This window comes from Pseudomonas sp. PSE14, assembly GCF_029203285.1.
In the GTDB taxonomy this organism is placed as follows: Bacteria; Pseudomonadota; Gammaproteobacteria; order Pseudomonadales; family Pseudomonadaceae; genus Pseudomonas.
This window is the reverse complement of record NZ_CP115669.1, coordinates 357,575-371,074: the sequence shown is the minus strand read 5'-3', so window position 1 is coordinate 371,074 and position 13,500 is coordinate 357,575. Positions and strand designations below refer to the sequence as shown.

The 13,500-nt window shown below is 66.8% G+C and carries 13 protein-coding genes; 6 read left to right on the top strand and 7 right to left on the bottom strand.

What is annotated here, in order from left to right:
- Window positions 1-20 precede the first annotated feature (20 nt).
- Together O6P39_RS01710 and O6P39_RS01705 are read left to right on the top strand one after the other, a co-directional pair.
- Entirely contained in the window at window positions 21-272 is a 252-nt protein-coding gene (locus tag O6P39_RS01710; RefSeq protein ID WP_207885708.1) for a YfhL family 4Fe-4S dicluster ferredoxin, read from the top strand.
- Between the two features lie 124 nt (window positions 273-396).
- Window positions 397-2,100 carry a gamma-glutamyltransferase family protein gene (locus O6P39_RS01705; RefSeq protein WP_275609764.1) on the top strand — a complete coding sequence of 568 codons (1,704 nt, stop codon included), beginning with the start codon at window positions 397-399 and terminating at the stop codon, window positions 2,098-2,100.
- A gap of 25 nt (window positions 2,101-2,125) precedes the next feature.
- Here the strand turns inward: O6P39_RS01705 and O6P39_RS01700 are convergent, their stop codons facing one another.
- The 6 genes from O6P39_RS01700 to nudE all read right to left on the bottom strand — a co-directional run bounded on the left by O6P39_RS01700 (window position 2,126) and on the right by nudE (window position 7,465).
- On the bottom strand, window positions 2,126-3,973 hold the full coding sequence (locus O6P39_RS01700) for a Na/Pi symporter (protein WP_275609763.1): 1,848 nt from the start codon (window positions 3,971-3,973) through the stop codon (window positions 2,126-2,128).
- An 85-nt stretch (window positions 3,974-4,058) separates the two neighbouring features.
- Complete coding sequence (locus O6P39_RS01695; protein ID WP_275609762.1) at window positions 4,059-4,400, bottom strand: multidrug transporter; 342 nt, start codon at window positions 4,398-4,400, stop codon at window positions 4,059-4,061.
- Window positions 4,401-4,483: 83 nt separating this feature from the next.
- Window positions 4,484-5,062 carry a lysophospholipid acyltransferase family protein gene (locus O6P39_RS01690; RefSeq protein ID WP_275609761.1) on the bottom strand — a complete coding sequence of 193 codons (579 nt, stop codon included), beginning with the start codon at window positions 5,060-5,062 and terminating at the stop codon, window positions 4,484-4,486.
- An 82-nt stretch (window positions 5,063-5,144) separates the two neighbouring features.
- Window positions 5,145-5,957, bottom strand: a complete 813-nt coding sequence (gene mutM / locus O6P39_RS01685; RefSeq protein ID WP_275609760.1) for a bifunctional DNA-formamidopyrimidine glycosylase/DNA-(apurinic or apyrimidinic site) lyase — start codon at window positions 5,955-5,957, stop codon at window positions 5,145-5,147.
- Window positions 5,958-6,080: 123 nt separating this feature from the next.
- Entirely contained in the window at window positions 6,081-6,899 is an 819-nt protein-coding gene (gene cysQ / locus O6P39_RS01680) for a 3'(2'),5'-bisphosphate nucleotidase CysQ (RefSeq protein ID WP_275609759.1), read from the bottom strand.
- A complete protein-coding gene (gene nudE, locus O6P39_RS01675) occupies window positions 6,899-7,465 on the bottom strand; it encodes an ADP compounds hydrolase NudE (protein ID WP_275609758.1) in 567 nt (188 codons plus the stop codon). Before nudE ends, cysQ begins: the two co-directional genes overlap by 1 nt.
- A 125-nt stretch (window positions 7,466-7,590) precedes the next feature.
- Between nudE and yrfG the strand changes: the two genes are divergently transcribed.
- Window positions 7,591-8,253, top strand: a complete 663-nt coding sequence (yrfG, locus tag O6P39_RS01670) for a GMP/IMP nucleotidase (RefSeq protein WP_275609757.1) — start codon at window positions 7,591-7,593, stop codon at window positions 8,251-8,253.
- Window positions 8,254-8,301: 48 nt separating this feature from the next.
- Here yrfG and lysM read toward each other — a convergent pair whose 3' ends face one another.
- Window positions 8,302-8,739 carry a peptidoglycan-binding protein LysM gene (gene lysM, locus O6P39_RS01665; protein ID WP_275609756.1) on the bottom strand — a complete coding sequence of 146 codons (438 nt, stop codon included), beginning with the start codon at window positions 8,737-8,739 and terminating at the stop codon, window positions 8,302-8,304.
- 153 nt (window positions 8,740-8,892) lie between these two features.
- On the opposite strand from lysM, the gene O6P39_RS01660 reads away from it, so the two are divergent.
- The 3 genes from O6P39_RS01660 to O6P39_RS01650 all read left to right on the top strand — a co-directional run bounded on the left by O6P39_RS01660 (window position 8,893) and on the right by O6P39_RS01650 (window position 13,106).
- The gene (locus O6P39_RS01660; RefSeq protein WP_275609755.1) at window positions 8,893-9,789 is read left to right on the top strand and encodes a LysR family transcriptional regulator; all 897 of its coding nucleotides are present in this window, start codon (window positions 8,893-8,895) and stop codon (window positions 9,787-9,789) included.
- 98 nt (window positions 9,790-9,887) lie between these two features.
- Window positions 9,888-10,736: a formate dehydrogenase accessory sulfurtransferase FdhD gene (gene fdhD / locus O6P39_RS01655; RefSeq protein WP_275609754.1), complete on the top strand. Its 849-nt coding sequence runs from the start codon at window positions 9,888-9,890 to the stop codon at window positions 10,734-10,736.
- Window positions 10,737-10,784: 48 nt separating this feature from the next.
- On the top strand, window positions 10,785-13,106 hold the full coding sequence (locus O6P39_RS01650) for an FdhF/YdeP family oxidoreductase (RefSeq protein ID WP_275609753.1): 2,322 nt from the start codon (window positions 10,785-10,787) through the stop codon (window positions 13,104-13,106).
- Window positions 13,107-13,500 lie beyond the last annotated feature (394 nt).

Here is a 13,500-nt window from a genome sequence, read left to right as displayed (position 1 = left end):
GCCCTGGTTGGAGTTGTTCGATGTCCCTGAAAATCACTGACGATTGCATCAACTGCGACGTCTGCGAACCCGAGTGCCCCAATGCCGCGATCTCCCAGGGTGAGGAGATCTACGTGATCGACCCGAACCTGTGCACCGAGTGCGTCGGCCACTACGACGAGCCGCAGTGCCAGCAGGTGTGCCCGGTCGACTGCATCCCTCTCGACGAAAACAACGTCGAGAGCAAGGAGCAGCTGATGGAGAAGTACAAGAAGCTCACCGGCAAGGCCTGATCGCGCGCATTTCGATATTTTTTCATTGAGCTCTCACAAACCCTTGGGCCACGGGATTGTCTATCCTCCCTAGTTCGCCCAATCAGGTTTTCCAGCCGGTGCAGCCGGCGGTTCGTGAGATGCCATGTCCCTGTTGAATATCCGCTCCCGCGCCACCCTGCTCGGCTTCTGCAGCCTCCTGCTGCTGAGCGCCGCCCTGCATGCCGCGGAACACCCGGCGCAGGCCGGCGTTGCCACTGCCCACCCGGCCGCCACCGTGGCCGGCCTGGAAACCCTCGCCGACGGCGGTAACGCCTTCGACGCCGCCGTGGCCATCAGCGCCGCGCTGGCAGTGGCCGAACCCTATGGCTCGGGCCTGGGCGGCGGCGGCTTCTTCCTGCTGCGCCAGGCCGGCGACCCGCCGACCTACCGCTTCATCGACGCCCGCGAGCGCGCCCCGCTGGCCGCCCATGCGCGGATGTACGAGCGCAACGGCAAGGTCGACCCGCAGCTGTCGATCAACGGCGCGCTGGCCGCCGGCATCCCCGGCCTGCCCGCGGCGCTGGCGGACATCACCAGCCGCTACGGCAAAAAGACCCTGGCTAATAACCTGGTGCCAGCGATCCGCCTGGCCACCGACGGCGTCTCCGTCGACCGCATCTACATCGACCGCGCGTCCTGGCGCCTGGACGCCATGCGCAAGGACCGTGAAACCGCGCGCATCTTCCTCCCCAGCGGCAACCTGCCTGAAGAATGGGACCTGGTGCGCCAACCGGAGCTGGCGCGCACCCTGGAGCGCCTGGCCCGTTATGGCCGGATCGGCTTCTACGAAGGCGATACCGCCGACAAGCTGGTGCAGGGCGTCCGCGCCGCCGGCGGCGTCTGGAGCCTGGAGGACCTGGCCAGCTACCGCACCGTGGAGCGCCCGGCGCTGCGCTATCCGCTGGCCGACGGCAAGGAACTGATCAGCGCCCCGCCGCCCTCCGCCGGCGGCGTCGCCCTGGCCCAGAGCCTGGGGATGCTGCAGCAACTGCCCTGGCAGAAGGCCGAGCCGGTGCAGCGCGCCCACTATGTGGTGGAAGTGCTGCGCCGCGCCTATCGTGACCGCGGCCTGCTGGGCGACCCCGACCGCGTCGCCAATCCGGTGACGCAACTGCTCGCCCCCGACTACCTCAAGCGCCTCGCCGGCGGCATCGACCCGCAGCGCGCCACCCCGAGCGCTTCCCTACCCCCGGCGCCGGCCTGGCGCGAGGGTGACCACACCACCCACTTCGTGGTCATGGACGCGGACGGCAATGCGGTGGCCGCCACCCTCTCGGTCAACCTGCCGTTTGGCGCCGCCTTCACCGTGCCCGGCACCGGCGTGCTGCTCAATGACGAGATGGATGACTTCGCCACCGACGTCAGCGGCGCCAACGCCTATCAACTGGCCGGCAGCCAGGCCAACGCCGTGGCCTCCGGTAAGCGCCCGCTGTCGAGCATGAGCCCGAGCTTCATCGAGAGCCCCACGGAACTGGCGGCCTTCGGTACCCCCGGCGGCAGCCGAATTCCCAGCATGGTGCTGCTGTCGATGCTGGATTACCTGGATGGCAAGCCGATCCAGCAGTGGGTTTCGTCCCCGCGCTACCACCATCAGTACCTGCCGGACGTGATCGAGCACGAGCCGCGCGCCTTCAGCGGCAGCGAGATGGCCGAGCTGAGCCGCCGTGGCTACACGCTCAAGGATGTCGGCCGCGCCTACGGCAACCAGCAGGTGCTGCTGTGGAACAAGAAATCAGGAGCGGTACAGACGGCCAGCGATCCGCGCGGTATCGGCATCGCCACCGAGCTGGCGATGCCGCTGCGCTGATCAGGGCCGGCTCGTCAGGGGCGCCTCAGGGAAGAATCAGGGCTGGCGCGTCGTCGTCCTGCGGCTCGAACAGGCCATGTTCGGTGCCCAGCTGCAGCACGTTGCGCAGGCTCTGGACGATGCGGCTGGCATAGCCCAGGTCGTTCATCAGCGAGCTGGTCTGCAGACCATCCAGCTTCTGCTGGCGCACCGCAGCGAACAGCCGCTGGCGGAAGGCCGTGTCGAACGCCGCGGCGCTTTCGTCGAGCAGTTGCAGGCGCGCCAGGAGCGCGTCTTCCGGCAGCTCACCACCAATCAGCGCCCCCATCGCCCGTACTTCCCGCAGCATGCCGAGCAAGTGGCGGCGCAGTTCCACATAGGCCTCGCGTGTGCTCGACGGTTCGCCCTGCAGGGCCTGGCCGAGGTTCTTCTGCAGGTGCTTGGCGTCCTTCACCGCATCCACCAGTTGCAGCGCCACCACCTGGCAGGACAGCCAGAGCCGCTGGTGCTCCTCGTCCAGCGGCACGTCCAGGCGGCCCATGAAGCTCAACAGGTCGCCGTAGACGCCCTTGATATGGCGCTGGTAGAGCACCTCCGCGGACAGCGCGTGGCGGTCAGGCGCAGCCTGCAACTGGCCCTCGTCCACACGCGGCTGGCTGAGCATTTCCACCGGCAGGTACAGCGCGTGGCAGATCACCTCGATGCTCAACCGGCCCAGGTGGCGCAGCTCCTGCAGCACCGCGCTGGCAGAAGCGTCGGCGGAGTCCAGTGCCCGCTCGTTGAGGTAGCGCGCGTGGGTGCGCTCGATGCTCGGCTCGGCGGGCGCCATGTCGGTGATCAGCACCGGCGGCTCCTCCACCTCCGGCAACCAGCGCACCAGCGCCTTGGCCAGGGCCCCCTGCAACGGCCAGAACAGCAGCACGCCCATGCCGTTGAACAGCGTGTGGAACAGCGCCAGCTGGATCATCGGGTTGTCCGCCAGCCCGAATGGCGTCACCAGCGCGTGCACCAGCCAGGTCAGGGGCGAGAGCAGGATGAAGGTCAGCACACCAGTCACCACGTTGAACAGCACGTGCGCCAGCGCCAGCCGCTGCCCGCTGCGGTTGCCGCCCAGGGAGCCGACGAAGGCCGTGGTGACGCTGCTGCCGACGTTGGAACCGATGGCAATGGCCAGGCTCTGGCCAAGCTCCAGCTGGCCGCCGGCCAGTGCCGCCAGGGTGAGCATCAGGGTGGCGTGGCTGGATTGCAGCACCACGGTGATCAGCATGCCGAAAGTGACGAACAGCAGCGAACCGAGCATACCTTCGGCCTGTAGTTCGCTGGCATCCAGGGCATCGCCGAAGCTCTGGAAACCTTCCTTGATCTGGTCGATGCCCAGGAAGATGAAAGCGATCCCCAGGAGGATGCGCCCGGCCGCCTTGCTCTTGTCACCGTTGAAACCCATCAGCACGCCGAACACCAGCAGCGGCAGGGCAAGCGGACTCAAGCTGAGGTTCTGCCCGGCCAGGGCGAGCAGCCAGATGCCACTGGTGGCGCCGAGGTTGGCGCCGAAGAGAATGGCGATACCACCGGCCAGCTGGATCAGCCCCGTGCTGATGAAGGCGATGGTGAGCAGGGAAACCAGGGTGGAGGACTGCAGCAGGAAGGTGCCGACAAGGCCGAACAGCAGGCTCTTGCCACGGGTCGCGGTACTTTTCTCCAGCCAGCGCTCCAGTTGGCTACCAGCCAGGTCGCGCAGGCCCTCTTCCAGGCACTGCATGCCGAACAGGAACAATGCCAGCCCCGCGCCCAACTGCAGCAGACCGGCACTGGACCAGAAGCTATAGCCAAGACCAACGGCAACCAGCAACAGAAGCACGGGACGCAGGTGCTTCTTCAGCCGGGTCGTATCCATACGTTACCTGCTGCAATCGACGCATCACCAAGGATGCGCTCGCTATCACGGGACGGCCCGAAGCAGCCGTCCCCAAGGGCAGGACTCAGTCCTGCTTGTAGCCGCTCTTGGTGCAGCCCAGGCAGCGAACGAAGGCGGACTTGCCCGGCTCGACCACCAGCGCCTGGCCCGCTTCCTTGACGTTGCCACCCAGCGCGCTGAACGGCAGGGTAACCACGAACGCAGCGGCGCCCACCACGGTGGCGGCGATCAGCAGCGGACGGGCGAAGATCAGGTCGCCCATCATGGCGTAGCCGGGCGGAGCCTCGACGGTGTAGATCGGGTCGCCGCTGGTGCTGGAAGCCACCACTTCTTCGGCGACGGCCGGCATCGCCGACAGCCCGCAGGTCAGTGCCAGGACAACGGCGGTGGTGCGAAACAGGTTCATGGAGAGAAGTCCTTTTTATGTAGTTGGGCAGGCAGACTGCCATTAACTATAACAGCGCTCCGTGACTTGTCGCGTGACAGCCTTCAATCGCCGAAGAATGCATATTCAGGCTTTTTCGGTACAAACGGCCGGTAGAAATCCAGCATCCGCCGCAGATCGACCGCCTCATCCCCCGTCGGCCAGAAGGGCTCGCCGATGACGATGCGCCGCCCCGGATAGTCCAGCGCGGCCAGGACGATGGGCACGCCCGCGCCACGAGCGATGTGGTAGAAGCCCATCTTCCAGCGTTCGACCTTCTTGCGGGTGCCCTCCGGCGAGAGGATCAGCATCATCTCGCGGCTTTCGCGGAAGGCCTGCACCGCCTGGTCCACGGTATTGAGCTTGAGGTGCCGCTGGATCGGGATGCCGCCCCAGCGACGCATCAGTCCGCCCAGCGGGCCACTGAACAGGGTGTGCTTGCCAAACCACCGCGCGTTCAGGCGCAGCACGAACTTGGCGGCGAGGAACAGCATGAAATCCCAGTTGGAGGTATGGTGGGCGCCGATCACCACGAACTTGTCGAGAGCGGGCAGCGAGCCCTCGATGCGCCAGCCCGCAACGCGCAGCATGGCATGGCCGAGCGCCTCGGCCATGGGGTTGCGGGGCAGATAATTACCGGACATGAATCACCTGGTGGCCCCCTCGAGAGGGGCCATTGTTGTTATGGATTATTTTAGAGCGACAGAGTAACGGGGGTGGCGAGCGTCAACGTTGGCAGCGCGGACAGTACACGCTGGCGCGCTGGCCGAGCCGGACCTCGCGCAGGGTCGAGCCGCAGACCTTGCAGAACTCGCCGCCGCGTCCGTAGACGAACAGCTCCTGCTGGAAGTAACCCGGCTGGCCGTCGCCGCCGACGAAATCGCGCAGCGTGGTACCACCGCGCTCGATGGCGATCGCCAGGATGCGTTTGATCTCCTGCGCCAGCTTCAGGTAGCGGGCCCGGGAGATAGTACCGGCCTCGCGGCGCGGGTCGATGCCGGCAGCGAACAGTGCCTCGGTGGCGTAGATGTTGCCCACGCCGACCACCACCGCGTTGTCCATGATGAAGGGCTTCACCGCCATGCTGCGCCCGCGGGACATCTGGTACAGCCGCTCGCCCTCGAAGGCTTCGGTCAGCGGCTCCGGCCCGAGATGACGGAGCAACTCATGCTCCAGCGGCGCCTGGCTCCACAGCAACGCGCCGAAGCGCCGGGGATCGGTGTAGCGCAACGCCAGGCCCGACTCCAGCTCGATGTCCACATGCTCATGTCGCGCCGCCGGCAGCCCGCACTCGACCAGGCGCAGGCTGCCTGACATGCCCAGGTGGCTGATCAGCGTGCCGACCTCGGCATTGAGCAGCAGGTACTTGGCCCGCCGTTCCACCTGCAGGATGCGCTGCCCGGAGAGGCGCACGTCGAGGTCATCGGGTATCGGCCAACGCAGACGGCGCTCACGGACGATCACGCGACTGACGCGCTGGCCTTCGAGGTAGGGCGCAATGCCCCGGCGGGTGGTTTCGACTTCGGGTAATTCAGGCATGGATCACGACGGTAGAAGAAGGTCTTTGTAGGAGCGAGCTTGCTCGCGAACGGGTCGACCGGCAACACCGGCGTCAGGCTGGTTCGCGAGCAAGCTCGCTACTACGCAATGCGGCAGGGCCAATCAGTCCAGCGCACGCGCCAGCTGGATCAGTTCCTCACGCCATTCCGCGGCCTTCGGCAGGGCGAGGAACGACGGATTGAGCAGCGTATCCCGCGCCTCATAGGTGAAGACCTGGCCATGCAGGTCAAGCATTTCGCCGCCGGCACCTTCCAGGACGCCCTGGGCCGCCGCGGTATCCCACTGCGAGGTGGGCGCGAGGCGCGGATAACAGTCCGCCGAGCCCTCGGCCAGCAGACAGAACTTCAGGGAACTGCCGATATTGGCCAGTTCCAGGTCGCCGAAACGCTCCGCCAGGCCGGCCAGCAGGCGCTCCTGGGCAGGGCTCGAATGGCGCTTGCTGGCCACCACGGTGAAGGCTTCGGCCGGGCTGACCCGCACGCTGATTTCCTGCGGATCGCCACCGCGCTCCTCGCGCCACGCGCCAAGCCCGGTGCCGCCGTAGTAGCAACGGCCGCTGGCGGGGATGCCGACGACACCGAACACCACCCGACCGCGCTCGATCAGCGCCACGTTGACGGTGAACTCCTCGCTGCCGGCGATGAACTCCTTGGTGCCGTCCAGCGGGTCCACCAGCCACCAGCGCGTCCACTGGGCACGCTGCTCAAGCGGGATGTTGCAGTCTTCCTCCGACAGCACCGGCACTTCCGGCGCCAACGCGCGCAGACCGTCGGCCAGCAGGCGGTGGGCGGCCAGGTCGGCGGCGGTCACCGGCGACTCGTCGGCCTTCTGTTCGACGTTCAGATCACTGCGCCAGAACGGCAGGATCACGTCGCCGGCCTTGTGCACCAGGTCGATGACCGCGGGAAGAAAGGCATGCATCACGGTTGGTATTCTCCTCGTTGGGTCAACAGGTCGCGCACCAGGTAGAGCGCGGCCAGTGCGCGTCCTTCGCTGAACTGGGCATGCTGGGCGAGGCTGGACAGCTCCCGCAGACTGATCTTGTCCACCCGCATCGGCTCCGGCTCGTCGCCGGGCAGGCTTTCGGGATAGAGATTGCGCGCCAGCACCACCTGGATGCGCTGGCTCATGTAGCCGGGCGACAGCGACAGTTCGGTGATGTGCTCGAGTTCGTGGGCGCCGTAGCCGGCCTCCTCCTTGAGCTCGCGGTCGGCGGCGGCGAGGATGTCCTCGCCCGGCTCCACCAGCCCCTTGGGCAGCGACAGCTGGTATTCGTCGACCCCGGCGCAGTATTCCTCGACCAGAACCACATGCTCGGCATCGAGCATCGCGACCACCATCACCGCGCCATAGCCCTGCCCCTTGCCCACCAGCCGCTCATAGGTGCGCTCCACACCGTTGGAGAAGCGCAATTGCAGCTCTTCGACGGCGAACAGTCGGCTTTTGGCGACGATCTCGCGGGCGAGCACCGTGGGTTTCTGACGCATGGGGCGACTCCTGGGGGTGGCCGGGTCGGCTATGATAACCCGCCTTCTCCGATTGTCCGTGTCGGATGTTGCGCGGAGCCTGCCGATTCACTGCGCAATTACGACACCCTGTTACCGAGCCCACCATGCCAAGCCTGCCCTGGTCAGCCATCGATACCGTCCTGCTCGACATGGACGGAACCCTGCTCGACCTGCACTTCGACAACCATTTCTGGCTCGAACACCTGCCCAGGCGTTACGCCGAACACCACGGCATCAGCCGCGAGCAGGCCGACGCCGAGCTGCTGCCGCTGTTCCGCGAGCATGCCGGACAACTCAACTGGTACTGCCTGGACTTCTGGACCCGCGAGCTGAAGCTGTCGGTCCGCGACCTCAAGCGCGAGGTCGCCCACCTCATCGCCCTGCGCCCGGATGCCGACCTGTTCCTCGCCGCGCTGCGCCTGCACGACAAGCGCGCGGTGCTGATCACCAACGCCCACCGCGACTCGCTGTCACTGAAACTGGAACGGGTCGAGCTCGCGCCCTGGTTCGACCGCCTGATCAGCTCCCACGACTACGGCTACCCCAAGGAAGACCGGCAGTTCTGGCAGGCGCTGCAGGCCGATATCGGCTTCGACCCGGCACGCAGCCTGTTCATCGATGACAGCCTGCCGATCCTGCGCGCGGCGCGGCAGTTCGGCGTCGGCCACCTGCTGGCGGTGCGCCAGCCCGACAGCCGTGGCGGGCCCAAGGACACCGAGGAGTTCGCCGCCCAGGACAGCTACCGGACGCTGATCGAAGGGCTCTGATTCCCGCTCGGCAAAAAAGAGCCCGGCACTGGGCCGGGCTCGTGGGCGTTACGCCGGAATCCGCAGCACCTGGCCGGGATAGATCTTGTCCGGATGGCTGAGCATCGGCTTGTTCGCCTCGAAGATCTTCATGTAGGCGTTGGCGTTGCCGTACTCGGCCTTGGCGATGGCGCTCAGGGTGTCGCCCTTCTTCACGGTGACGAAGCGCGCTTCCGGGGCCGGCGTGGCGACGGTGATGTGGTCTTCCACGCCGGAGACACCCGCGACGTTGCCCAGGGTCAGCAGGATCTTCTCCTTCTCCTCCTGGCTGGCCACTTCGCCGGTGGCGATCACCTTGTCGCCCTCGACGCTGACCTGGATGTTCGGGTTGCCCAGGCCGACCTTGGCGATATGCTCCTTGAGCGATTCGGCGGCCTGCGCCTCCTGGCCCACGATGCTTTCCCACAGCTTCTCGCCGGCTTCCTTCACAAAAGCAAAAATGCCCATTTCCAATCTCCCTACAGTTACAGTGACAGGCGGCCGGCATTGGGCAGACCGCGTGCGCTAGGAGTCTAGTCGGCAAGATTGGTAACGCCCGCCGGATTATTCCCAGCCCAGCCTTTTTACCGACTGAAAGCCGCCTCCCGGAGCCATCCAGCGATGGACATCAAACAGCTCAAGTTCCTCTGCGCCCTCGACGAGACGCGGCATTTCGGCCAGGCGGCGGCACGCTGCCACGTCACCCAGCCGACCCTGTCGATGCGCCTGCGCAGCCTGGAGGAGGAACTGGGCCTGGAGCTGGTGCGGCGCGGGCAGCGCTTCGAAGGCTTCACCGAGGCCGGCGAGCGCGTGCTGGCCTGGGCCCGCAGCCTGCTGGCCGCCCACGACGGCCTGTACGCCGAGGCCGCCGCCTGCCGGGGCCAACTGGTCGGCACCCTGCGCCTGGGCCTGGTGCCGCTGGCGGGTTTCGACCCCATGCGGCTGATCGAGCTGTTCGCCCAGCGCCACCCGGAGCTGCGCTTCCAGCTCTACGCGCTGAGCTCGGAGAACATTCTCGAAGGCCTTGGCCGCAACCAGTTGGACCTCGGCCTGTCCTACCTCGACCGCCTCGACCGTGAGCACTTCGAAGGACTGGAACTGGCCGGCACGCGGATGGGTCTGCTGCACGACCGCCGGCACTTCCAGTTCGACAGCCCGACCCTCGGCTGGGACGCCCTGGCGGACCTGCCCCTGGGCCTGCTGTCGACCGGCATGCATTTTCGCCAGTCCATCGACCATGGTTTTCGCAGCCGTGGCCTGACACCCCGGCCGCGTCTGGAAACGGACGCCGTGCACCAGTTGCTGCAAGCCGTGGAGCGCGGCCTGTGCTGCGCAATCATGCCGCTGGGCAGTGGGCTGGACGCCCAGGGAGAGCACTTCGCCCTCACCCCGATAGAGGACGCCCGCACCCTCTCCCCACTGGGGTTGATCATTCGCCGCAGCGAGCCGCGCTCGGCCCTGGCCGAAGCCTGCTTCCGCGAAGCGGCCACGCTGTTGGACGACTCTCCGACCGAGTGATAGACGGCGTCGATCACGGTATCGAAACTACCCATTAGACGCTCCCCGCGTATCGGCCTAGTCTGGCGCTATTACTAGAGAACCATAGGGCTCAGCCCATGCCTTGCTTGATCGCCCGCCCGGCCGCCGCCGAGGTCCGGGCTCCCGACACGTCCGCCGACGCCCCCGTCGACGGCTACGCCTACGCCGAACTCACCCCGGAAAGCGACATCGGCAGCACCCCGCTGGCCGACGAAGTCGCCCTGGCCATCGCCTACAACGGCCTCAGCCAGGCCGTGATGATGGTCTCGCCGAACGATCTGGAAGATTTCGTCCACGGCTTCAGCCTCGGCGCCGGCTTCATCGAATCCATCGACGACATCTATGACATCCGCCTGACGCCCCACGGCGATGCAATTGCCGCCGAAGTGCAGGTCAGCAACCGCGCCTTCTGGGCGCTCAAGGAGCAGCGGCGCCAGCTGGCCGGCAATACCGGCTGCGGCCTGTGCGGTGTCGAGGCGCTGGACCAGGCGCTGCCGGACCTACCGGTACTGCCGTCTGCACCGCTACCACCCGCCGCCCACCTGGCCGGCCTGCGCGAGCGGGTGAATGCCGCCCAGGAAATCGCCCGCCGCAGCGGCGCCGTGCACGCCGCGCTGTTCGTCGACGGCAGCGGCGAAATCCGCCTGTGCCGCGAGGACATCGGCCGGCACAACGCCCTCGACAAGCTGGTCGGCGCCCTCAAGCGCCAGCGCCTGGACCTCCGCGACGGCTTCGCCGTGGTCACCAGCCGCTGCAGCCTGGAGCTGATCCACAAGGCCCTGCGCGCCGGACTACCCACCCTGGTCAGCCTGTCCGCTCCCACCGCGCTCACCGTGCAGTGGGCCCGCGAGCACAACCTGAACCTGATCCATCTGCCCCACCGCAGCGCCCCGCGCGTCTACAGCCCGGCTCCGAAAGCCGTCTGACCGCCCCCTGAAAAAAGCGTCGCCGCCGTCCTTCAAGAAAGAGCCCACATGAGCCTGCAATCCGTAAAACCTCGCTATCAACCCTACAAAGGCCCGGCCGCTGGTTGGGGCGCACTGATCAGCGTCACCCGCTTCTGGCTGGACAGCAAACAGCCGTTCAAGAACCTGCGCGCACTGCTCAAGACCAACCAGAGCGGCGGCTTCGACTGCCCCGGTTGCGCCTGGGGCGACTCGCCCGAAGACGGCCGGGTGAAGTTCTGCGAGAACGGCGCCAAGGCAGTGAACTGGGAAGCGACCAAGCGCCGCGTGGACGCTGCCTTCTTCGCCCGCCACAGCGTCAGCGCGCTGCGCGAGCAGAGCGACTACTGGCTCGAATACCAGGGCCGCCTGACCGAGCCGATGCGCTACGACCCGGCCACCGACCGCTACCAGCCGATTGCCTGGGACGACGCCTTCGCCCTGATCGCCCAGCACCTGAACGCCCTGGAAAGCCCTGACCAGGCCGAGTTCTACACCTCAGGCCGGGCCAGCAACGAGGCGGCCTTCCTCTACCAGCTGTTCGTCCGTGCCTACGGCACCAACAACTTCCCCGACTGCTCGAACATGTGCCACGAAGCCAGCGGCGTGGCCCTGGGCGCGAGCGTGGGCGTCGGCAAGGGCACCGTAACCTTCGACGACTTCGAGCATGCCGACGCGATCTTCGTGTTCGGTCAGAACCCCGGCACCAATCATCCGCGCATGCTCGAACCACTGCGCGAAGCGGTGCAGCGCGGTGCCCAGGTGGTCGCCTTCAACCCGCTCAAGGAGCGTGGACTGGAGCGCTTCCAGCACCCGCAGAACGCGCTGGAGATGCTCACCAACGGTTCCGAACCGCTGAACACCGCCTTCTTCCGCCCGGCGCTGGGCGGCGACATGGCCGCCGTACGCGGCATCGCCAAGTTCCTCCTGCAGTGGGAGCGCGAGGCCCAGGCCAAGGGTGAGCCGGCGGTGTTCGACCACGCCTTCATCGCCGAACACACCCAGGGCGTCGAGGCCTACCTGGCCACGGTGGACGACACCAGCTGGGACCACATCGTCCAGCAGTCGGGCCTGAGCCTCGATGAGATCGAGCAGGCGGCGATCATGTATCGCCGCGCCGAGCGCGTGATCGTTTGCTGGGCCATGGGCATCACCCAGCACCACCATTCGGTGCCGACCATCCAGGAACTGGTCAGCCTGCAACTGCTGCGCGGCAACGTCGGCCGCCCCGGCGCCGGCCTGTGCCCGGTGCGCGGCCACAGCAACGTGCAGGGCGACCGCACCATGGGCATCAACGACCGCCCACCGGCAGCCCTGCTCGACGCTATCGAACGCCGCTTCGACTTCAAGGTACCGCGCGAGCACGGCCACAACACGGTCGAGGCGATCGAGGCGATGCTCAAGGGCGAGGCGAAAGTCTTCATCGGCCTGGGCGGCAACTTCGCCCAGGCCACCCCGGACAGCCCGCGCACCCACCGCGCCCTGGAGCGCTGCGCACTGACCGTGCAGATCAGCACCAAGCTCAATCGCAGCCACCTCACAGTGGGCGGCGATGCACTGATCCTGCCGTGCCTGGGCCGCACCGACATAGACCGCCAGGCCGAAGGCCCACAGGCGGTAACCGTGGAAGACTCCTTCAGCATGATCCACGCGTCTTTCGGCCAGCTGGAGCCTTCCTCGAAGCTGATGCGCTCGGAACCCGCCATCATCGCCGGCATCGCCAAGGCCACCCTGGGCAACCACCCGGTGGACTGGGACGCGCTGATCGCCCACTACGACCGCATCCGTGACCTGATCGCCGATACCATCCCCGGCTTCGCCGACTTCAATCGCCGCGTGGCGCACCCCGGCGGCTTCCACCTGGGCAACGCCGCCGCCGACCGGCGCTGGAACACCGCCAGCGGCAAGGCCAACTTCCACGACCAGCCGCTGCCGGCGGACCTGGTCCACGAGAAAGTCCGCCAGTCCGGCCAGGAGCCGCACCTGATCCTGCAGACGCTGCGCTCCCACGACCAGTACAACACCACCATCTATGGCCTGGACGACCGCTACCGCGGCGTGCGCGGCCAGCGCGAGGTGGTATTCGCCAACGAAGCGGACATCCACCGCCTGGGCTTCGAGCCAGGCGAGAAGGTCGACATGGTGTCGCTCTGGGCGGACGGCGTGGAGCGCCGGGTCAACGGCTTCACCCTGCTGGCCTACGACATCCCCAGCGGCCAGGCGGCGGCCTACTACCCGGAGACCAACCCGCTGGTACCGCTGGAAAGCCACGGCGTGGGCAGCTACACCCCGACCTCCAAGTTCGTCGCCATCCGCATCGAGAAGGCCCGGCCGAGCCTGCGGATCGTTTGATGTTGTGCGGCAAGCCGGGGCCTGTGCCCCGTAGGGCGTACAACCGTTCGCGGTTGTACGCCGATACGCGCTGATTGCCGGCTGGCGCAGTGGTTGAGTTCGAAGCGCACGTGACGGGCGTCCAGGCGGAAGTCCGCACGGACGGGGGCCGAGCTCAGGCGGCGTATAACGCCGAACGTTATACGCCCTACCCGCCCGTGGCCTTTCCAGGCGCGCAGGAGATTACATCCCGCGAAAAATCCGCCGGAATCGCATACGTAGGAAGGGAATGAACGCTAAACTCGGAAGGGCATCAGGGGCAAGCGTGAAAAGCCATCATTGCAATAGCACTTTTCGTCAAAAACACACACAAAACAAAGCCCCGGAATAACACTCAGACCGCGCAAACTCGAAA